Source organism: Rhizobium sp. rho-13.1 (genome assembly GCF_007000305.1).
Classification (GTDB): Bacteria; Pseudomonadota; Alphaproteobacteria; order Rhizobiales; family Rhizobiaceae; genus Rhizobium; species Rhizobium rhododendri.
In genome coordinates this window covers 1-20399 of the sequence record NZ_SCFL01000003.1, presented here as the reverse complement: position 1 = coordinate 20399, position 20399 = coordinate 1, and the positions used below count along the sequence as shown (strand labels likewise).

14 protein-coding genes are annotated in these 20399 nt (G+C 62.4%); 6 read left to right on the top strand and 8 right to left on the bottom strand.

What is annotated here, in order from left to right; genetic code table 11:
• The first annotated feature begins 660 nt into the window (after positions 1 to 660).
• Entirely contained in the window at positions 661 to 1695 is a 1035-nt protein-coding gene (locus EQW76_RS11300) for an aspartate-semialdehyde dehydrogenase (protein ID WP_111222096.1), read from the top strand.
• A gap of 184 nt (positions 1696 to 1879) precedes the next feature.
• The gene (locus EQW76_RS11295; protein WP_142824507.1) at positions 1880 to 2698 is read left to right on the top strand and encodes a lytic transglycosylase domain-containing protein; all 819 of its coding nucleotides are present in this window, start codon (positions 1880 to 1882) and stop codon (positions 2696 to 2698) included.
• A 120-nt stretch (positions 2699 to 2818) separates the two neighbouring features.
• Here EQW76_RS11295 and EQW76_RS11290 read toward each other — a convergent pair whose 3' ends face one another.
• The 4 genes from EQW76_RS11290 to EQW76_RS11275 all read right to left on the bottom strand — a co-directional run bounded on the left by EQW76_RS11290 (position 2819) and on the right by EQW76_RS11275 (position 6564).
• Positions 2819 to 4399 carry a GGDEF domain-containing protein gene (locus tag EQW76_RS11290; RefSeq protein ID WP_142824506.1) on the bottom strand — a complete coding sequence of 527 codons (1581 nt, stop codon included), beginning with the start codon at positions 4397 to 4399 and terminating at the stop codon, positions 2819 to 2821.
• 101 nt (positions 4400 to 4500) lie between these two features.
• Positions 4501 to 5142 carry a carbonic anhydrase gene (locus EQW76_RS11285; RefSeq protein WP_142824505.1) on the bottom strand — a complete coding sequence of 214 codons (642 nt, stop codon included), beginning with the start codon at positions 5140 to 5142 and terminating at the stop codon, positions 4501 to 4503.
• A 68-nt stretch (positions 5143 to 5210) separates the two neighbouring features.
• Complete coding sequence (pdxY, locus tag EQW76_RS11280) at positions 5211 to 6086, bottom strand: pyridoxal kinase PdxY (protein WP_142824504.1); 876 nt, start codon at positions 6084 to 6086, stop codon at positions 5211 to 5213.
• A 157-nt stretch (positions 6087 to 6243) separates the two neighbouring features.
• Positions 6244 to 6564, bottom strand: a complete 321-nt coding sequence (locus EQW76_RS11275) for a low molecular weight protein tyrosine phosphatase family protein (protein ID WP_142824503.1) — start codon at positions 6562 to 6564, stop codon at positions 6244 to 6246.
• 155 nt (positions 6565 to 6719) lie between these two features.
• Here EQW76_RS11275 and EQW76_RS11270 point away from each other — a divergent pair, with 155 nt between their 5' ends.
• The gene (locus EQW76_RS11270; protein ID WP_142824845.1) at positions 6720 to 11498 is read left to right on the top strand and encodes an NAD-glutamate dehydrogenase; all 4779 of its coding nucleotides are present in this window, start codon (positions 6720 to 6722) and stop codon (positions 11496 to 11498) included.
• A 238-nt stretch (positions 11499 to 11736) separates the two neighbouring features.
• Positions 11737 to 13125, top strand: a complete 1389-nt coding sequence (locus EQW76_RS11265) for an MFS transporter (RefSeq protein WP_224127847.1) — start codon at positions 11737 to 11739, stop codon at positions 13123 to 13125.
• Positions 13126 to 13200: 75 nt separating this feature from the next.
• Here EQW76_RS11265 and purH read toward each other — a convergent pair whose 3' ends face one another.
• The 4 genes from purH to htpX form a co-directional block, all read right to left on the bottom strand.
• Positions 13201 to 14817, bottom strand: coding sequence for a bifunctional phosphoribosylaminoimidazolecarboxamide formyltransferase/IMP cyclohydrolase (purH, locus tag EQW76_RS11260; RefSeq protein ID WP_142824502.1), 1617 nt, complete (start codon positions 14815 to 14817; stop codon positions 13201 to 13203).
• A 100-nt stretch (positions 14818 to 14917) separates the two neighbouring features.
• Positions 14918 to 16576, bottom strand: coding sequence for a heparinase II/III family protein (locus tag EQW76_RS11255; RefSeq protein WP_162854753.1), 1659 nt, complete (start codon positions 16574 to 16576; stop codon positions 14918 to 14920).
• A gap of 141 nt (positions 16577 to 16717) precedes the next feature.
• A complete protein-coding gene (locus EQW76_RS11250; RefSeq protein WP_244615206.1) occupies positions 16718 to 18034 on the bottom strand; it encodes an RsmB/NOP family class I SAM-dependent RNA methyltransferase in 1317 nt (438 codons plus the stop codon).
• A gap of 101 nt (positions 18035 to 18135) precedes the next feature.
• Complete coding sequence (gene htpX / locus EQW76_RS11245) at positions 18136 to 19119, bottom strand: zinc metalloprotease HtpX (RefSeq protein ID WP_142824500.1); 984 nt, start codon at positions 19117 to 19119, stop codon at positions 18136 to 18138.
• Between the two features lie 103 nt (positions 19120 to 19222).
• Here htpX and EQW76_RS11240 point away from each other — a divergent pair, with 103 nt between their 5' ends.
• Together EQW76_RS11240 and EQW76_RS11235 are read left to right on the top strand one after the other, a co-directional pair.
• On the top strand, positions 19223 to 19450 hold the full coding sequence (locus EQW76_RS11240) for a DUF1674 domain-containing protein (RefSeq protein WP_142824499.1): 228 nt from the start codon (positions 19223 to 19225) through the stop codon (positions 19448 to 19450).
• 53 nt (positions 19451 to 19503) lie between these two features.
• Entirely contained in the window at positions 19504 to 19959 is a 456-nt protein-coding gene (locus EQW76_RS11235; protein WP_142824498.1) for a thermonuclease family protein, read from the top strand.
• Positions 19960 to 20399 lie beyond the last annotated feature (440 nt).

Genomic DNA, 20399 nt, shown 5'->3' with positions numbered 1-20399 from the left:
GCAGGAAAACAAGGAAGATCACAATGACCGATTATGATGTAAACCAGCTCAAGTCCTCTTGCTTCACAGCCATCGTATTCATGAGCGTTGCTGCTGTTGCTCTCGGCCTGATGTTCCACCTCGTCAACGCCTGATTACGGAAGTCGCTATACTCGGCGACTGACAACGTTTACTTCGCCACCAATACTGGCGATTAGCATTCCATAGGTCGCCGCGGCTCATCTCTGAGATTTGACGATGGAAATGCAAGAAGAAAAACCATTACATTATTTATGCGACCCGCCGCGCTAACGAGCGTGCAACTATTGCAGTACGATGCAGGAAATCCGTTGCGTCAGCATCTTATGCAGCTTGGTGGGCATTGACCTCTTTCACGGCTGGACTCTTGACTCTTTCGCAAAACATTTTATTACCTGCGACGGAATAGGAAGACGGTCCATGGTTCGTTTCGAACAGATCCGCGACTGCGACCGCCTGGCAGCCCCTGCCGGGTCGCATAGCCGTTTTCCGATATCTTCCAACACCAAGGCCAAAACCACGACGAAAACCGTCTGACGTTTCCTGGCCTGCCGCTCTCTCCCCGGCTCGGCTGGGGACAGGGAACCGCTGATCGCGGCTCCCCCTCACCGGATAGCGGAGAGATGAGAAAGAGAGCATAAAATGGGTTTCAAAGTCGCAATCGCAGGCGCTACCGGCAATGTCGGTCGTGAAATGCTCAACATCCTCTCCGAACGCGGCTTTCCCGCCGACGAAGTCGTGGCGCTGGCCTCGGCCCGCAGCCAGGGAACGGAAGTGTCGTTCGGCGACCGGACGCTGAAGGTCCAGAACCTCGAAAACTACAATTTTGCCGATACCGACATCTGCCTGATGTCGGCCGGCGGCGAAATCTCTAAGAAGTGGTCGCCGAAGATCGGTGCGCAGGGCTGCGTCGTCATCGATAATTCGTCGGCCTGGCGCTACGATCAGGACGTGCCGCTGATCGTGCCGGAAGTGAATGCCGACGCTATCGACATGTTCACCCGCCGCAACATCATTGCCAATCCCAATTGCTCGACTGCACAGCTTGTCGTCGCCCTGAAGCCGCTGCATGATTTTGCCAAGATCAAGCGCATCGTCGTATCGACCTACCAGTCGGTGTCGGGCGCCGGCAAGGATGGCATGGACGAACTGTTCAACCAGACACGCGCTGTCTTCGTTGCCGATCCGATGGCCAACAAGAAGTTTCCAAAGCGCATCGCCTTCAACGTAATCCCGCACATCGATGTGTTCATGGAAGACGGCTACACGAAGGAAGAGTGGAAGGTGCTGGCCGAAACCAAGAAGATCCTCGATCCGAAGATCAGGGTGACCTGCACGGCCGTGCGCGTTCCGGTCTTCATCGGCCACTCGGAATCAGTCAATATCGAGTTCGAGAACGAAATTAGCGCCGATCAGGCGCGCGACATCCTGCGCGAAGCGCCCGGCTGCATCGTCATCGACAAGCACGAGGACGGCGGCTACATGACGCCATACGAATCGGCCGGCGAGGACGCGACCTATATCTCGCGCATCCGTGAGGACGCGACCGTCGAGAATGGCCTCAACATCTGGGTCGTCTCCGACAACCTTCGCAAGGGTGCCGCCCTGAACGCCATCCAGATCGCCGAGCTGTTGATCAATCGCGGGCTCATCAAGCCCCGCAAGCAGGCCGCCTGAGAGGACTACTTTTTATAAAGGTCTAGCCTATATAACCCTGCGGTTCGCTTGCGAACGGCGGGGTTTTTCACGGATACCGGAGGTCGGGCGGCAGCGTCCACGCCCGAGGGATGGTTTTGGACGGATCAAAAGGACATCGGACGTTGGCGGGGCCGGCGCGGATGTCGAAACACAGGGACGAGGAATGCGCATGAAGAAGTCTGGTTGGGCGGCGCTCGCAGCCGTGCTCATGATAACGGCGCCGGTGGCAGCCGAGGCTGCGCAGTGCGGCAACACGGCAGCCGGATTTCCGGCCTGGGTCGGTGAGTTCAAGCAGGAAGCGGCAGCCAAGGGCATCAGCCCCCAGGTTCTCGACCGCGCCTTTGCCGATGTCCACTACAACCAGCCGACGATCCGTGCCGACCGTGGCCAGAAGAGCTTCAAGCTGTCGTTCGAAGAGTTCATGAAGAAGCGCGGCGGCCAGACGGTCATCAATCGTGGCCGCGGCATGAAGCAGGCGAACGCCGCATTGTTTGCCAACATCGAGCGCAAATACGGCGTGCCGGCCGGTCCCCTGATCGCAATCTGGGGCATGGAAACAGGCTTTGGCAGCTATATGGGCAATGAGCACACGATGTCCGCCGTCTCGACGCTGTCCTACGATTGCCGCCGCAGCGACTATTTCACCGATCAGCTTTATGCAGCGCTGAAACTGGTTGGCGAAGGCTATCTCAGCCCGTCGGCACGTGGCGCAGCCCATGGCGAAATCGGCCAGACGCAGTTTCTGCCACGCAATGTCGTCAATTTCGGCGTTGACGGCGACGGCAATGGCCGGATCGACATGGTCGGCTCGAAGGCCGATGCGCTCGCCTCGACTGCCAACTTCCTGCGCGGCCACGGCTGGCGTCCAGGCGAGGGCTACCAGCCCGGCGAACCGAATTTCAATGCCATTGCCGGCTGGAATGCTGCCGTCGTCTATCAGCAGTCGATCGCCTATATCGGTAAGCAGATCGACGGAAAGTAAGCTTCATACTTCGTGTGAATGGTGGGCTCCGGGAAACCGGGGCCTTTTTTATTTTCGCGTTTCACAGAAACGCAGGATGTCCTGCAGCTTTTATGTAAGCCGCATATGCGCGCGACGGCGTTAGGCCGGGCTGCTACGGCGTCTCTCGACGATGCCTGAGGTGGCGACGTAGTTCCGGCCGCTGGCCTTAGCTGCGTAGAGCGCCATGTCGGCTTTCTTGATCAGGTCCTCGAAATGATCGCCGTGCGCCGAATAGGTCCGGGCAGCGCAGCCAAAGCTGGCGGTGACATCGACGACGCCGCCGTCGGGCAGCGGAATGCGGGCGTCCTGCACCGCGCGCCGCATCCGCTCGGCAACCGATGCAGCTTCATCCTTGCTGGTGTCGGGCAGCAGGGCTGGAAACTCTTCGCCGCCGTGGCGCACCAGCAGGTCGACGCCGCGAAAATTGCGCTTGGCAATGGCGGCCACCTGCCGCAGCACATCGTCTCCCACATCGTGGCCATGCTGGTCGTTGATCTTCTTGAAATGATCGAGATCGAAAAGCACGACAGCAACCGGACGGGCGCGATCCTTGCCAAGCAGCGCCTCTGCAGCAGCCTCGAAGCCACGGCGATTGTAGAGGCCTGTCAGCAGGTCCGTCTGCGAGGCGCTGCGCAGTTCGGTCACCAGTTCCTCACGCTCGCGGGTCAGCCGGTCGAGCAGACGCATCCCCTTGACCGCGAGACCGCCGACGATGGCCGCCAACAGCGACAGGATGAGTGCCAGACCTACCACTGCCAGCAAATGATAGTGGGCACGCCGCGATAGTTCGTCGCCGGTATCCTGGAGATTTTGCGTCACGGAGAGGATGTTCTGCCGCAGGAACGCCAGCCGTCCCTCCTCAGCCACCGTCCAGAGGTTGCGCAGCTCCGGCGTCGGTCGCAGGACGCCGGAGAGGATCGCCTGCGAATAAACATCGGCGCGCTTTTCGCCCGGCTGGTTGAGGAAGTCGATGATGCCGCGTATGACCGGCGAAGAGGTGTGAAAGCGCAACCGGTCCGTACCCAGGCGCCGTGTCACGTCGCCTTGCAGCAGCTGCTCGCGCGACATGGCGGAAAAACCGATCTGTTCGAGGTAATGGCTGCCGATATTGTTGACCACGAGCTCGCCGTGATAGGTCAGAAGGATGCTCATCAGCTCATTCGACTTGCGCAGCAGCAATGGATCGTGGATCAGGGCTGAGAGGCTGTCGCCAAGGCCCAGCTGGCGAAGTGCTGCCTGCCGGTACATATAGCCGACATTGGCATGGCGGCCGTAGCGCCCGTCGTCGATGGCCGACCTGAGGCCGACGATCCGGCTGTAACCGAAGCGCAGCCGTGACAGCTGGCCATTGATGCCACCGGAAAATTTGTCCGCTGAGGGCAGTCGCGCAAAGAAGTGCCTGCGGGCGCTGTCGACGGCATCCCTTGTGCTGCGCATTGCTGCTGCGGTGTCGGGATTTCTATCGAGCAGGAAGGCCTGCGTTGCCACCATTTCGGCCGGAATTTCCGTCGAGGCAATGGCGCCGCCGTGCGCCAGCATTTCGGCTACCAGCCGGTCTGCCTCCAGCGTCCGGTACTGCTCGAAGGACGACGCGATCAGCAGAAGTCCGGCCGCCATCATGAAAGCAAACGGCAGGAGGATCGCAGCAAGGACTGTTTTCTTGATGGTCTGGAATTGCATGGATGCGCCTTTACGGGTCCATCCATTTCCTGCCAGCGGATGCACTCATAGCGATATTAACAGATATCGCTTGAAAAGTGACCACGTAAATAGGGGGGGTATCAAGCGCCGGGACGGATGAAGTCGCCGGTTTCGCCGTCCATGACCCACAATTCGCCCGTCGAGATGTCGAACCATGCGCCGTGAAGCTGCAACTGGCCCTCTTTTTCGAGTTCGCGGATATCCGGGAAGCTGCGCAGATTGGCGATCGAATTGCGAATGGAAACGCGCTCGAGTGCCGTCTGACGCTCGCCCTGGGTCATCATGTCGTTGTTCTGGATCTGCTCGGCCGCAGTGGAAACCAGCGACATCCAGCGACCGATGAAATCACCGGGAGAAAGCGGCTCGGAGCTCGGGTCGAGGGCAGCACGGATACCGCCGCAGCGACCGTGGCCCATGACGACGATGTTCTTGATCTTCAGCGCCTGCACGGCAAACTCGAGTGCTGCCGATGTCGCATGGAAATTGCCATCCGGCTCATAGGGCGGCACGATGTTTGCGACGTTGCGGATGACGAACATCTCGCCGGGACCGGCATCGAAAATTGTTTCCGGGGCTGCCCGCGAATCGGAACAGGCAATCACCATTGTCGAGGGGCTTTGGCCCTGCTCCGCAAGGCTGCGATAGCGCTCGCGCTCGTCAACGTAGCGCCCGCCCATGAAGCTGTTGTAGCCGTCGATCAGGAAAGAAGGAAAAGTGTGCATGCATCCCGATTAGCGCGGCGAGACGCCGAGATCAACAGTCGAGATGTTAAAAATTTGTGTCACCGCCGCTAGCGCTTGCGACGGTGGGCCGGATGCATGAGGTGGCGCATCTGCACCATGGCCATCGGTGTCGACAGGCTGGCCGCGTCGGCCGCCAGCGTCAGTTCGTCACTGCCGCGCTTCACGGCACGGGCGAGCACCTCGTAGACGCTGGCTGTTGCCAGCTGCAGCGCCCGCTCCTCTTCCATGCCGGACATCAGCCGCGACAGGAACAGTGCCGCCAGCAGGTCGCCGAGACCGTTCGGGGCGTTGTCGATTGCCCGGTGTTCGGCCAGCAGCGCGTTGCGACCGCTGAGATAGAGATTGCCGGTGCCGCCGGCCATCATCGGCACCGCCGAAGTCACGAGCATGCGCGACGGACCGAGCGCCAGGGCTGCTTCCATCACGGCATTGTTGTCGTCGAGCGGCGCACCGGAAAGCCAGGCAAGCTCGTAGCGGTTCGGCGTTGCCAGCGAGGCGAGGGGCAAGAGATGGTCGCGGATGGCTTCCGCCGTCGGCTGCGGCACGTAGAGCCCGCCGAGATCGCCGATGACGGGATCGCAGGCATAGAACAGGTCCGGCGTCTTTTCGCGCATCGCCGTGATCAGCCGGGCGACCGAATGTGCCTGGGCGGCATTGGCGAAGTAGCCGGACAGCACGGCCTTGACCTCCGGAAGCCAGGGTGCCGCCAGCAGGTCATCGATGGCAAGGTCGAAATCGGCTTCAGGAAATGTCAGCCGTGTCGATCTTCCATGGCCGGGGTGCCATGGCAAAACAATGGTTGGCAGCGCCCAGACGGGATGCCCCAGCGTCTCCAGCGCAAAGACGGCAGCGCGGTTACCCACCGAGCCCCGCACCACGTGGCTGGAAATGACAAGGACCGCGCCCTCTGCTGTGTCCGACATGGTGATGACTTTCGGTGATGGCTGGCCGTGTTTACGGAATGTTTGATGAGGCGTTCGCGGTTGCCTGTCAACGAAGATTGACGTTGCCTGGCAGACCGCGCCAAAATCACGGTCGCGTCGGCCACTCGGGAGGTCCGGGCCTGCGCCGCCTGGAACGTTACAAGTAGCGCTGCACCCTGGCCTGCAAAAGTGCGATGAGCCTTTGGTCCATGAAGGTGTAGTCGTCCGGAATGTCGAGGCAGATGATCCGCTTGCCCTTCAGCACGGATCGGTATCGGCGCTGTATCTTGGATCGATGGATTTTCTCCATCGCGAAGATGATGTCTGCCCATTCGACCAACTCCGTCGACAGAGGATTTTCGGCATCGTTGTTTGTGCCAGCCGACATAACCTCGATGTCACGCCTGCCGGCAAATACCTGCTCGGCCGTCGGACTGCGAAGCTTGTTTTGACTGCAGACGAAGAGGATGTTTTGCATGTCGAGATCTCTGTGTAATTAAATCGAACGCGGTGACCGTAGCGCCGGTGAAGCCAAAACGCGGTTCGATCTTACCAACCCGTCATAATCTTTTGCGGTTGCATCTCTATCGCTTCTGAAGTCTGCTTGGGAGCAGGATGCGTCGGGAGAGTGCAATCATGGCCAGAATGAACCCCAAGCGGGAAAAGCTGATCGAGGCGGCGGTCAAGGCGGCCGAAGCGTCGGGCAAGACCTACCTCGATCCGAAAATCCTGTTCGGGCAGGCCAGCAACGACGACATGGCCCGCTACAGCGCCGAAATGCTGGCACTGACCGCCATTCACACCGCAGACGAACTCGGCCGCTGGTCCGGCGAGGCCCGTATCACCGTTGCGCCGATAGAGGGAGTCGCACCCGGCGGCGTTGCTGTCTCGGTGCTGTCGATCACCGACCGCAACATGCCGTTTCTCTACGAATCGGTGATGGGCGAAGTCACCAGCACCTACCGCGACGTGGCGATGGCCGTGCACCCGATCCTGTCGCTGCAGCCGGACGGCACGCCGGCCCTGAAGGCGGCGCAGGCCGGCGATCCCGGCCAGCGCGTCAGCCATATCCAGCTGCACTTGGCGCCGTTGACGGCGGAGCAGGCAGATGCCCTCATCGTCCGCGTCAGGACGGTACTGGAGCAGACACATCTCTCGGTGGGCGACTGGCAGCCGATGCTGGCGCGGCTCGACACTGTCATCGACGAACTCAGCGCACATGCCGCTGGGCGCCGTGCGGCAGAGCGCGACGAGGCACTGGCCTTCCTGTCCTGGCTTCGGGACGACAATTTCACCTTCCTCGGCATGCGTGACTACGTCTATTCCGGCAAGGGCAAGCAAGCGACCGTCGAGCGGGACCGTGGCACGGGCCTTGGCATTCTCGCCAATCCGGACGTCCGCGTGCTGCGCCAGGGGAGCGATGCCGTGACCACGACGCCAGAAATCCTGGCGTTCCTCGATGGCCCGGATTTCCTCATCGTCACCAAGGCCAACGTCAAGTCGCTGGTACATCGCCGCGCCTACATGGATTATGTCGGCGTCAAACGTTTCGACGAGAAGGGCAATGTCGTCGGCGAACTGCGCATCGTCGGGTTGTTCACCTCGATTGCCTACACCGCCGAACTGTCGGACATTCCGCTGCTGCGGGCCAAGGCCCAGAAGGTCACGGACCATTTCGGCTTCGATCCGACCAGCCATTCCGGCCGCATGCTGCAGAACACGCTGGAATCCTATCCCCGCGACGATCTCTTCCAGATCGACACGAGCCTGCTCGCCACCTTCTGCGAGCAGATCAACGACCTCGCCGACCGGCCTCGAGTGAGGGTCCTGCCGCGCATCGACCATTTCGACCGCTTCGTGTCCGTCATCGTCTATGTGCCGCGCGAAGAGTACGATTCGGTCGTCCGCGAAAAGATCGGCGCCTATCTGCGGACCGTCTATGACGGCCGCGTTTCGGCCTATTATCCGGCCTTTCCGGAAGGCGGCGTGGCGCGCGTGCATTTCATCATCGGCCGCACCATCGGTCGCACGCCGCATATCGCGCAAGCCGTGCTGGAAGATGCCGTCCGGGCAATCGCTGCCCGCTGGATCGACCGGCTGGAGGCGCTGGCCGGCCCGGCAGCGCCCGGCCTCACCGTCAGCCAGGCGTTCCAGGAGGCCTTTTCCCCGGAAGAGACCGCGGCCGACCTGCCGGCCATCATGGCCTGCGCCGGCGATGCGCCGATCCGCATCGGCTTCTACAGGCGCTCCTTCGGCGACACCGACGTGCTGTCGCTAAAAATCTTCCACGGCGAGGGCAACCTTGCCCTGTCGCGTCGCGTACCGCTGCTTGAAAACCTGGGCTTCAATGTGCTCAGCGAACGCACCTTCGACATCCACGTCGAGGGGTCCGGGATCAGCGGCGATGTGGTGTTGCACGACATGGAGCTGGAGGCGCGCGACGGCGTCGCCTTCGATCTCAAGCGCCACGGCGCAGCCCTCGAGGAAGCCTTTCTCGCGGCTTTCGAAGGCAGCATCGACAATGATGTTTTCAACCGGCTTATCGTCTCGGCCGACCTCACCGCGCGAACCGCCAATATCCTGCGCGCCTACGCTCGCTATCTGCGCCAGGCCGGCATCGCCTATTCGCAGGACTATATCGCCACGACACTCGACAAATATCCTGCCATTGCGGCCAGCATCGTCCGGCTGTTTCACGATTCGCTCGACCCGACGCTGGAGGAAAAGCCGCGCCTGAAACGCTTGGCGACCCTGCATGCAGCGATCGAAACCGACCTCGCCTCCGTGCCGAGCCTCGATGACGACCGCATTTTGCGGCGCTATGTCAACGCCGTCGACGCGACGCTGCGCACCAACTATTTCCAGCGCAGTGCCGACGGTTCTCCAAAGGCGATGTTCGCGATCAAGCTTGACCCGAAGCAGCTTGACGGATTGCCGGAACCCCGGCCCTTCCGCGAGATCTTCGTCTACGGCGTCGAGGTGGAGGGCGTGCATCTGCGCTTCGGCAAGGTGGCCCGCGGCGGCCTGCGCTGGTCCGACCGGGCGGAAGACTACCGCACCGAGGTGCTCGGGCTCGTCAAGGCGCAGCAGGTGAAGAACGCCGTTATCGTGCCTGTCGGTGCCAAGGGCGGCTTCTATCCGAAACAATTGCCGGCCGGCGGCAGCCGCGATGCCATCTTCAATGTCGGCCGGGAGGCCTACAAGACGTACATCCGCACGCTGCTTTCGATCACCGACAATATCTCCGGCGCCGATATCATTCCGCCTCCGGATACATTGCGGCTGGACGGCGACGATCCCTATTTCGTCGTTGCAGCCGACAAGGGAACCGCGACATTCTCCGATACCGCCAACGGTCTGGCGCAGGAGGCCGGCTTCTGGCTCGACGACGCCTTTGCCTCGGGCGGATCGGCCGGCTACGACCACAAGAAGATGGGGATCACCGCGCGCGGCGCCTGGGAGACCGTCAAGCGACATTTCCGCGAACTCGATATCGACATCCAGACGACGCCGTTCAGCGTTGTCGGCGTCGGCGACATGTCGGGCGACGTGTTCGGCAACGGCATGCTGCTGTCGCCGAAAATCCGGCTGATCGCCGCCTTCGACCACCGCGATATCGTCATCGACCCCGATCCCGACATGGCCGCGACGCTCGCCGAGCGCCAGCGCCTGTTCGACCTGCCGCGCTCCAGCTGGCAGGATTTCGACAAGAGCCTGCTGTCTGCGGGCGGCATGATCATTCCGCGTTCGGCGAAGTCTGTGACGCTCACCAGGGAAGCCGCGGCTGCCATCGGGCTCGACAGGACGGTTGCCACGCCGTTCGAAATCATTACCGCCATCCTCAAATGCCAGGCCGACCTGCTATGGTTCGGCGGTATCGGCACCTATGTGAAATCGCCGACCGAAACCGACGCCGATGTCGGCGACCGTGCCAACGATCCGATCCGCATCAATGCCGACGAGGTCCGCGCGCGGGTGATCGGCGAGGGCGCCAATCTCGGCGTCACGCAAAAGGGCCGCATTGCCTATTGCCTGAAGGGCGGCCGATGCAATTCCGACGCCATCGACAATTCTGCGGGCGTCAACACGTCCGACGTAGAGGTCAACATCAAAATCGCCCTTGCCTCCGCCATGCAGGACGGTCGCCTGACACGCGCCAGGCGTGACCAACTCCTCGCATCGATGACCTCAGAGGTCGCAGCCCTAGTGTTGCGTAACAACTATCTGCAATCGCTGGCTATTTCGCTGACGGAGCGTAAGGGAACCGGCAACGGCCTGGAGCTCGGCCGCTTCATCAGCGTGCTTGAATCCGCCCGCAAGCTCAGCCGCAAGGTCGAGACGCTGCCGGATGAGGCGACCTTCGCCGAGCGCTACGCCAACGACCGGCCTCTCACCCGACCGGAAATCGGCGTGCTGCTCTCTTACGCCAAGATCGTGCTGTTCGATGCACTGCTCGAGAGCGCCCTGCCGGACGATCCCTATTTTGCCGCAACGCTGACCGGCTATTTCCCGCAGAAAATGCATCGCGGCCATGCAGCCGATATCGCCGGACACCGGCTTCGGCGCGAGATTGTCGCTACCAGTCTTGCCAACGAGGCGATCAATCGCGGCGGTCCGGCTTTTGTCGTGTCGATGATGGATGCAACGGCGGCCGCCGCTTCCGAGGTCGTCAAGGCAGCCGTGCTCGCCCGCGACGGGTTCGATCTCGACCGGCTGTGGGATAGCGTCGACGGGCTCGACGGCAAGATCGGCGGCGAAGTGCAGAACCGGCTCTACGGCGACATCGGGCAGATCTACACCGTGCTGACCCGGCTGCTGTTGAAGACAAGCATGGTCAAGTCAGAGATCGGCGAGACCGTTGGCCGGCTGCAGGCGGCAGCGAAAAAGCTGCGGCCCTTACTGTCGAGCCGGATCCCGGCCGAATTTGCCGCCGAGATCGATGCCCGGCGCAACGATTACGCAGCGGCCGGCGTGCCCGAAGGCCTTGCCGGCGAGATTGCCGCACTCGGTACGTTCCTGCTGGTACCCGATGTCATGCAAATTGCCGAACAGACGGGCGAGGCGCTAGCGCGCGCCGCAGAAACCTACTTCGAGGTGTCGCAGACCTTCCGGGTCAGCCGCCTGCTGGTTTCCGGCAGCCGCATTGTCACCGGCGATCACTACGAAAACCTGGCGCTCGCCCGCAGCCTCGACCGCATCGCCACGGCGCGTCGCGACATCGTCATCTCGGCGCTCAATGCCCACCCCCAGGACCGCCAGCCGCTTGCCGCCTGGCACGCCAGCGACCGCATCCGCATCAACCGCATCGCCGAGGAACTGGCGGGCCTTAGCGAAGGCGGCGAGGCAAATCTCGCCCGCATCACCGTCGCCGCCGGCCTGCTCGGCGACCTCGCCCACGATTTGCCGAGGTGATTGCCACGACTTCCCTCATCTCTGTGCTCGTCACAGAGATCCAGTCACGGCGCGGCTGCGCCGTGCGATGACCTTGGCGGCAAGGGAAGTTTGCCCAATGCGCCCATGAATTCGGAGGCGTCGGATTACTCAAACGAGCACGTTTGCGAGCGCCTAAACCGGCCTCAGGTTGCTTGCGCGGGGCCTTTCGGGATGACAAGGTCCGGCGGGAGGCTGGCGGAATAGCAGGGATATAGCTGTGGCGATTGCAGAGCGTGACGATGCCCAGGCGGCGAGAGTTCCGGCGCGCGGTATCTGGGGGTGGATGCTGTTCGACTGGGCGGCGCAGCCTTTTTTCACGGTGGTCATCACCTTCATCTTCGGCCCCTATTTCGTCGCCCGGCTAACGGCCGATCCGGTCGGCGCCCAGGCGATGTGGAGCAACATGGCGACGATCAGCTCGATCGTTATCGCCGTACTATCGCCCATTCTCGGATCGATTGCCGACCAGTCCGGCGCCCGCAAACCATGGATCGCCTTTTTTGCGGTCATCCAGATTATCAGCATGTTCTGCCTGTGGTGGGCAGCACCTGGCTCGCCGATCATCTATCCGTTCATCTTCATCATCCTCGCCTCCATTGCAGCCGAGTTCTCCATCGTCTTCAACGATTCGATGATGCCGCGACTTGTCAGCAAGGACGATGTCGGAAAACTGTCGAACACCGCCTGGGGCCTCGGCTATCTCGGCGGCATGATCGTACTGATCACAGTTGTCGCACTACTCGCGGGTAATCCGGAGACAGGGCGCACCATCCTCGGACTGAAGCCGCTGTTCGGCCTCGACGCCGTTCTCGGCCAGGATGCGCGCATCACCGGCCCGATTGCGGCCGTGTGGTACCTGATCTTCATCCTGCCGATGTTCCTGTTCACGCCCGATGCGCCGCGCGGGCTTCCGATGCGCTCCGCCGTCGGACTGGGGATAGGCGAACTGGCAAGGACGCTGAAGTCGCTACGCCATCGGCCGGGCATCAGCCGCTTCCTGATCGCGCGCATGATATACCAGGACGGCGTCAACGGCGTCGTTATCCTCGGCGGGACCTTTGCCGCCGGAATGTTCGGTTGGCCGACCATCGAAATCGGCATTTTCGGCATCATCCTCAACGTCGTCGCCATCTTCGGATGTCTTGTGGCCGGCCGGCTCGATGCGCGGCTGGGGTCGAAGACCATGGTCGTCATCGGGCTGGTCATGCTGCTGATCGCCACCATCGGCTTCATCTCCACGGGTCCCGGCTTTACGCTGTTCGGCCTGATCAAGCTGTCGACAGTCGATTCAGGCGGACTATTCGGCACGACGGCGGAAAAAGCCTATGTGATGTACGGGCTACTGATCGGCCTCGCCTTCGGCCCGGTGCAGGCCTCGTCGCGCTCCTACCTGGCGCGCAGCGTCAGCCTCGAGGAATCCGGCCGCTATTTCGGCATCTACGCGCTGTCAGGTCGCGCCACCAGCTTCATGGCAACCCTGATGTTTTCCATCGTCACCAGCTTTTCCGGCTCGGCCCGGCTCGGCATGGCGACGCTGATCCTTTTTCTGGCCGGCGGTCTGCTATTGCTACTACCCACCCCATACCCAGCCGACGCACGGGAATAAGAAATCCCGGCGCAGCGAAAGCTGGCCGGGATATACAAATTTACAGATCGGATATCCGCTACGTGCGGATATCGTTCAGTGGCGGAAGTGGCGGACGCCGGTGAACACCATCGCGACATTGTGGGCGTCGGCAGCGGCGATGACCTCGGCGTCCCGCATAGAGCCGCCCGGCTGGATGACGGCGGTGGCGCCAGCGGAGATTGCCGACAGCAGGCCGTCTGCGAACGGCAGAAACGCTTCGGAGGCGACGGCTGAGCCACGGGTCATCGGCTCCGCGAGACCCAGTGCCCTTGCCGCGTCCTCGGCCTTGATGCCGGCGATGCGGGCCGAATCGACGCGGCTCATCTGGCCGGCACCGATGCCGGCAGTCTGGCCGTTCTTGGCATAGACGACGGCATTCGACTTGACGTGCTTGGCGACCCGAAAGGCAAAGCGCATGTCTTCGAGTTCCTGCGCCGTCGGCGCCCGCTTGGTCACCACCTTCAGTTCGAGATCGTCGACCATGACGTTGTCGCGGCTCTGCACCAGCAGCCCGCCCGAGACGGTCTTGGCGGTGATGCCACGGGCGCGGGGATCGGGCAGGGCGCCGACCGACAGCAGACGCAGGTTCGGCTTGGCGGCGATGATTGCCCTCGCCTCGTCGCTGACTGCGGGGGCGATGATCACTTCGGTAAACAGTTTGACAATCTCATGCGCCGTCTCGGCATCGAGCAGGCCGTTGAGCGCGATGATGCCGCCGAACGCCGATGTGCTGTCGCAGGCGAGCGCCCGGCGATAGGCTTCGGCCAGCGTCGGCCCGGTGGCTACGCCGCAAGGATTGGCATGCTTGATGATGGCGCAGGCAGGTCCTTGTTCCGGCGGGAATTCCGCCACAAGCTCGTAGGCGGCATCGGTATCGTTGATATTGTTGTAGGAGAGTTGCTTGCCCTGCAACAGCGTCGCGGTCGCAACACCGGGGCGATTGTCGCCGGTGACGTAGAAGCCGGCCGTCTGGTGGGGGTTCTCGCCGTAGCGCATTTCCTCGCGCAGCACGCCGCCGATCGTCCGGTGGTGCGGCGTGGTGATGTCGAGGGCGTCAGCGAACCAGTTGGCAATCATCGTGTCGTAGGCAGCGGTGCGGGCGTAGGCCTTGGCGGCCATCTGCTGGCGGAAGGCATAATGGGTATGCCCGGCGTCGGTGGCAAGCTGTTCGAGCAATGCCGGATAGTCGGCCGGGTCGGTGACGATGGTGACATAGGCGTGGTTCTTGGCCGATGCGCGGATCATGGCTGGGCCGCCGATATCGATGTTCTCCACGGTCGTCGGATAATCGCCGCCGGCAGCGCGGACCTCCTCGAATGGATAGAGGTTGACGATCACGAGGTCGATCGCCTCGATGCCGTGCTCCTTCATCGCCGCCTGGTGCTCGGCATCATCGCGGATGGCCAGCAGCCCGCCATGCACGCGTGGATGCAGCGTCTTGACACGGCCATCCATGATTTCCGGGAACTCGGTGATTTCGGAGACGTCGATGACGGCAATCCCAGCATTGGCGATCGCCTTGTGAGTGCCGCCTGTCGACAGCAGGCGGACGCCCTTGTCGTGCAGCGCCTGGGCCAGCTCGACGATGCCCGCCTTGTCGGAGACCGACAGCAGTGCGGTCTTGACCTTCACCTTGTCGGGAGCTGGAATTTTCTTGGAAACAACGGCCATGACGTTCTCCGGTTCTGTCTTCGCAACGCGTCCGGCTGGGACGCTCGGGATGATGGCGTCGCGTTAGCACAGGCGGCCGGACGATTAAACCGTCGCCGTCTCAGCGGCGGGATAAAAACCAGCGGATCTCGGTTTTTTCCGCGAGCGAAAACGCGATCTCAAGCAGTTCCGAGGCGCGTACGCCGGAGGAATCGGCGAAAAAGACGTCCTCTCCGATCAGCACTTCGTTGCCGGGCGAGGAGAATGTCCAGCTTTCGCCGTCCGGTGCCGTCAGGGTCACCTGATCCGGCTGCGTCTGGCCGATGGTGATCGACGGGTGGATATGGAAGCGGGCCGAAGCGTGGTGCTCGGCGCCAGCTTTCTTCCTGGATGCCTTTTTCGTGTCCGGCGCAAAGAAACGATCGTGCCCGGTGATGATGGTGCCGGCATGGTTCAGCGCCACTTCACGCTCGTGCATCAGCCCGAATGCAGCAAGATAGCCGTCATGGGCCGCCTTGACGCTATCGCGGCCATCGCCGGTGTCGAGGCGCTCGACCGAGACTTCGCTGACGCCGCCGGTCATGACGGGGCCGAGCACCTTCGAGCGGGAAAACGTCAGCGACGATGTGTCGTCCAGCGTCACGGTCGAATGCGCTGCAGTCGCGCGCGCCATCTGGACATATCGGGACCCGGCAAATTTCGGCGAGCCTGCATTGATGATGATCCGGTGCCGCCCCGACGACATCTCGAACGACAGGCAGCCGGCATGGGCAGTCCGCGACAGGTCGACCGAGAGAGGGCCGCCGGTATCCATGATGACCAGCGTCTGGCCGGCGGACAGCCGCTGGTAATGGGCGTGAGGAAGCGCCTTGAACGTCTGGCCCGAAGTCTCGTCGTAGCGCAGCACCGACATCAGCTCGTTGGCAAAGGTCGAGGTGGCGCCGTTGAACAGGGCGAGATCGCCGTCCTGGTGGCGGAAGAAGCGCAGCGCCGGATACATGCGGTCGATGCCGGCGATCAGCCGTGCGGGGGCATCATGGCCGAGATTGATGTAGGTCTGGCGCAGCGGCAGGAGGTCCAGCAGCAGTTCCAGCGCCGCGCGCGGATTGCGCGAGATGTGGGAGCCGTCGGCGAGGATCTGTCGCTCGATCTCCCGGTCCAGCGCCTGGCCGGCCCGCTTGATGGTCGCAGTCCGTGCCGGCATCGCCACGGACGACATGGCAAGCGCAATGCGGACGCGGAAGCGCACCTCGCCATCGGCCGCAGTCGCTGCCACATGGCGGAGATAGCGGACGTGGTGGGTGAGCGAACGCATGAACCTGCGGTAGAAGCTGCTGTCGGTGCCCTGTAGCACCACCGGAGAGTGGGACAGCCAGGCAATCAGCCGCTGGGCGGCGATATCCGGATCCCAGGCAAGACCGTCGGTCTTGCGGCCGTGAAGGCCTATCCACTCGTTGACCATTGCGCGGGCCAGCGTGCTGCCCTGGCCGCTCTTGTCGGCGCGCATATGGCGCAGCCAGCTGAAACAGTGCAGCCGGGCGGCAAAGGTTTCGGACGGCAATTCCTGCGAGAACGGCGAGCGACCGTTGGTTTCCAGCACGCGTCCGGCCAGCGGAATCCGGCCGTCGATCATTTCTTCCGCCACAAAGGCATCGATGCTGCGCAAATCGGTCGGCGCGACGATCAGCCGTTCCGGCACACGCACGGTGTGCCGGGTGAGGCGCAGGCGTGTCAACGCTGCGCGACGCGATATTCGCCGCCATGCCTCCCGCGCGTACAAATTCACAAAGCGCCCGCCAAAACCTCTAAATTATAGATAACGATTGTCCGTCTCCAGCGTTAAGAGAGCGTTAGCAGACGCCCTTGCTATCCGGGTAATGATCCAGATTGACGCAGATAGGGCGCAAAACCCGCATGGCCATTAGCCGCGGCGGCGAAGAACGCTGGCGAAAAATCCATCCAGTCCCGGCAGAAAGCCTTCGGGCAGGGCCAGCATAGCCGGTGTCGTGCGGAAATCGCCGTCAGGTGAAATGGCTGTCTCAAGACCGGGCCAATCCTCAGGGCGGATGGCGATGCGCTCGACATCCGGGCTGTCGGCGAGAATGCGGGCGATAATGTCCTCGCCTTCGGACGGATCGAGCGAGCAGTTGGAAAACACCACCGTGCCACCGGGTTTCACCAGGGTCAGCGCATGGCGCAGCAGGCGCTCCTGAAGCGCTGCCAGTTTGGCGATATCGTCCCGGCCCTTGGTCCACAGCACGTCCGGATGACGGCGCGTCGTGCCGGTCGAGGAACACGGCGCGTCGAGAAGTGCCGCATCGAAAAGATCGTCGGGCGCAAATTTCGCCATGTCGGCGACCAGCGTTTCCGCTTCGAGGCCGAGGCGGGCAAGGTTTGCCGACAGGCGCCGCAGCCGGCTCTCCGACTGGTCGAGCGCCGTGACCTTGCCGCCAGCCATGACCAGCTGCGCCGTCTTGCCACCCGGTGCGGCGCAGAGATCGACGACGCGCTTGCCGGCAAGCGAGCCGAACAGCTTTGCCGGAATGCTCGCTGCCGCGTCCTGAACCCACCATTCGCCATCGGCAAAGCCTTCAAGACCCGGAATAGTCCCGTCGAAAGCGGCGAGCCGGACGCTGCCGGTCGGAAGAACCATGCCGTTCAGCCGCTCGGCCCATCCCTCCGGGTCGGATTTGACCGTCAGGTCGATCGCAGCCGGCTGCAACTGCGTGTCCGAAATCGCCAGCGCCTCAGCGCGGCCGTAGGCCTGCTCCAGCCGCGACAGAAACCAGGCGGGCATGGCCGGTATCGATGCCGTGCGGGCGAGAATATCGTCTTTCTCGCGCCCCATGCGCCTGAGCACGGCATTGACCAGCTTGGCAAAGCGGCGATTGCGCGGGTCCTGGTTCGCCTGCTCGACCGCGAGGTCGACGGCGGAATGATCGGGAATATCGAGATAGAGCATCTGCGCGGCAGCGACGACCAGCACGTGATGCAGGGCGCGGGCCCCCTCCGGCAGCGGCGTGTCGATCAGCGACGCGATGGCGGCCTCGATGCGCGGCAGGTGGCGAAGAGCGGAGTTCAGGATGGCGCGCACCAGGGCACGGTCGTTATCCTCAAGCACGCGATAGGCCGGATTACCGTGGTCGCCATCGAGCATGCCGTCGAGCGGCGTCTTGCGATCGACGACGGCAGCGAGAATCTTCGAGGCTGCAGCCCGTGCTGCAAGACCCGGTTTCACCGGACCGCTATCGGCAGGCCGGCGAGTACGACGTTCGCCTTCATTGGTGTTGGCTTGCGGGCGGGCGGGCCGGCGGCCAGCGGATTTACTGTCGTCTGACGTCAAGACCAGGGTCCTTTGGGTGGTTGTGGACCACCGCGACTGGACCCCGTATCCGGCACCGAGCGCGATTTGCGCACCGCATTAGCAGGCCGGACCGGCTGCGTCGAGCCGTGCCCATGCAGTGGATTGCCATTGGAGGGCATATCCATAGACATCGCCTGCAGCGCGGCAATGCGGCTTTCGGTGTTCGGATGGGTGGAAAACAGATTGTCCATCGGCCGCCCGGAGAGCGGGTTGATGATGAACATATGTGCCGTTGCCGGGTGACGCTCGGCATCCTCGTTGGGAACATGGGCCGCAGCGCCGGCGATCTTGCCAAGCGCCGAGGCAAGCCACAGGGGATTGCCGCAGATCTCCGCGCCGCGCCGGTCTGCGGCATATTCGCGCGTCCGGCTGATTGCCATTTGCACCAGCATGGCCGCCAGCGGCGCGACGATCATGGCGACAAGGGCACCGATCCCACCGAGCGGGCTGTTGCTGTCGCGCCGGCCGCCGAAAAAGAAAGCGAAATTGCCGAGCATCGAGATGGCGCCGGCGAGCGTCGCTGTTATCGTCATGGTCAGCGTATCGCGGTTCTGGACGTGCGCCAGTTCATGCGCCATGACGCCGGCCACTTCTTGCGGCGTGAGCGCGTTCAGCAGGCCGGTAGAGGCGGCGACGGCGGCATTCTCGGGATTGCGGCCGGTGGCGAAGGCATTCGGCTGCGGGCTGTCGTAGAGATAGACGCGCGGCATGGGCAGGCCGGCATTGGCGGCGAGATCGCGGATCATGCCGAAAAACTCCGGCGCGCTGCGCTCGTCGACAGCCTGGGCATTATAGGTCGACAGCACCATGTTGCCTGAATTCCAGTAGGAAAAGAAATTCATGCCGGCCGCAACGACGAAGGCGACCATCATGCCCGACCGACCGCCGATCAGAAAGCCGACGCCCATGAACAGCGCCGTCATGAAGGCCAGAAGCATCGCCGTTCGCATCATGTTCATCGTCGTCTCCGCCAATTGACCCGCGTCGCGCTTTTCATTCCGGCAGCGACGCCCTATAATCTGGCTATGCGCCCGCCCAATTCAATATTTGCTGGAGAGCCTCATGCAGGCAGCCGATAACGACAACAGCGAAACCGTCGAGACTTCCGACGAAGGCGCTACACCGCGCAAGCCGCTCTCTCCGGCAGCCAAGCGCGCCCTCGCCGAAGCAGAAGAACGTCGACGGCTGCAAGCGCAGACCGAACTTCCGCCCGAAATCGGCGGTCGCGGCGGCGCCGAGCCCTCCCGGTTCGGCGATTGGGAGATCAATGGCCGGGCCATCGACTTCTAGTCGGTAAATATTCCTATTGACTTCCCGATGATTCAGGAAATAATTCCTCAATCATGGCTCGATCCTATTTGACTCTGTTGGTCTGTCTCATCCTCTCGCTGCCCTCTGGCGCGACGGCCAACACGGTGCATGAGACAATTGCCGGTCCCGTCACCGCCGAGATCCTCCAGGTCATCGATGGCGACACCATTCTGGTGGATGCATCGCCCTGGCCGCAGCAGACGATCGAGGTCTATGTCAGGCTGCGCGGCATCGATGCGCCGGAACTGCATTCGACATGCGCTTCGGTGCGCGAGGAGGCTGAGCAGGCGCAGGCAGCGCTGGAGGAAATATTGCCGGCCACAGGCGAGATCCAACTGATGCGAATTTCCGGCGACAAGTATTTCGGCCGCATCCTCGCCGACGTCACCACCGCCAACGGGCGCAACCCGGCCGACACACTTCTCTCATCCGGCCACGCCATCCCCTACCACGGCGGCCACAAACCCACCGAGCGATGCCAGCAGTAGAACCCCAATCCCACCCTCAAGGCAGCCGCCAAAAACTCTAGGCTGCAAAGTCTTCCAGTCCAGCCACGTCTGATGGCAGTTTTAGAGGACAGGTTTCCTGTTTCCTCTGACAACACACGAATGAGGGAGGTCGGCATGCACGCTGAGCAAGGTATTGAAAACTCAAATCTATCGAGGTGTCCAACTCTGTGAAGAAGGATCAATTGCGGCCACGTCTTTTTAAGATCCAATCTCGCCTGAGGTGCCCACCACACCCTCATTCCTGTGCCCGTCACAGGAATGAGGGAGTCGGGGTGGCTCTTTCCGGTTTTATGATCTTTCTGACCTCACACGCACACACACTCTCTCTATCTCTCGCACTCTCTCCTCTCGCTTTACTCCATCGCCCTGCTCGCAGCACCTCATGGGGATAAACCGTTGGGATTTCCGTTTGGAAACAA

Coding starts and splice junctions, on each gene's coding strand:
- EQW76_RS11300 (WP_111222096.1), top strand. CDS start 661: ATGGGTTTCAAAGTCGCAATCGCAGGCGCTACCGGCAATGTCGGTCGT.
- EQW76_RS11295 (WP_142824507.1), top strand. CDS start 1,880: ATGCGCATGAAGAAGTCTGGTTGGGCGGCGCTCGCAGCCGTGCTCATG.
- EQW76_RS11290 (WP_142824506.1), bottom strand. CDS start 4,399: ATGCAATTCCAGACCATCAAGAAAACAGTCCTTGCTGCGATCCTCCTG.
- EQW76_RS11285 (WP_142824505.1), bottom strand. CDS start 5,142: ATGCACACTTTTCCTTCTTTCCTGATCGACGGCTACAACAGCTTCATG.
- pdxY (WP_142824504.1), bottom strand. CDS start 6,086: ATGTCGGACACAGCAGAGGGCGCGGTCCTTGTCATTTCCAGCCACGTG.
- EQW76_RS11275 (WP_142824503.1), bottom strand. CDS start 6,564: ATGCAAAACATCCTCTTCGTCTGCAGTCAAAACAAGCTTCGCAGTCCG.
- purH (WP_142824502.1), bottom strand. CDS start 14,817: ATGGCCGTTGTTTCCAAGAAAATTCCAGCTCCCGACAAGGTGAAGGTC.
- htpX (WP_142824500.1), bottom strand. CDS start 19,119: ATGAACATGATGCGAACGGCGATGCTTCTGGCCTTCATGACGGCGCTG.
- EQW76_RS11240 (WP_142824499.1), top strand. CDS start 19,223: ATGCAGGCAGCCGATAACGACAACAGCGAAACCGTCGAGACTTCCGAC.
- EQW76_RS11235 (WP_142824498.1), top strand. CDS start 19,504: ATGGCTCGATCCTATTTGACTCTGTTGGTCTGTCTCATCCTCTCGCTG.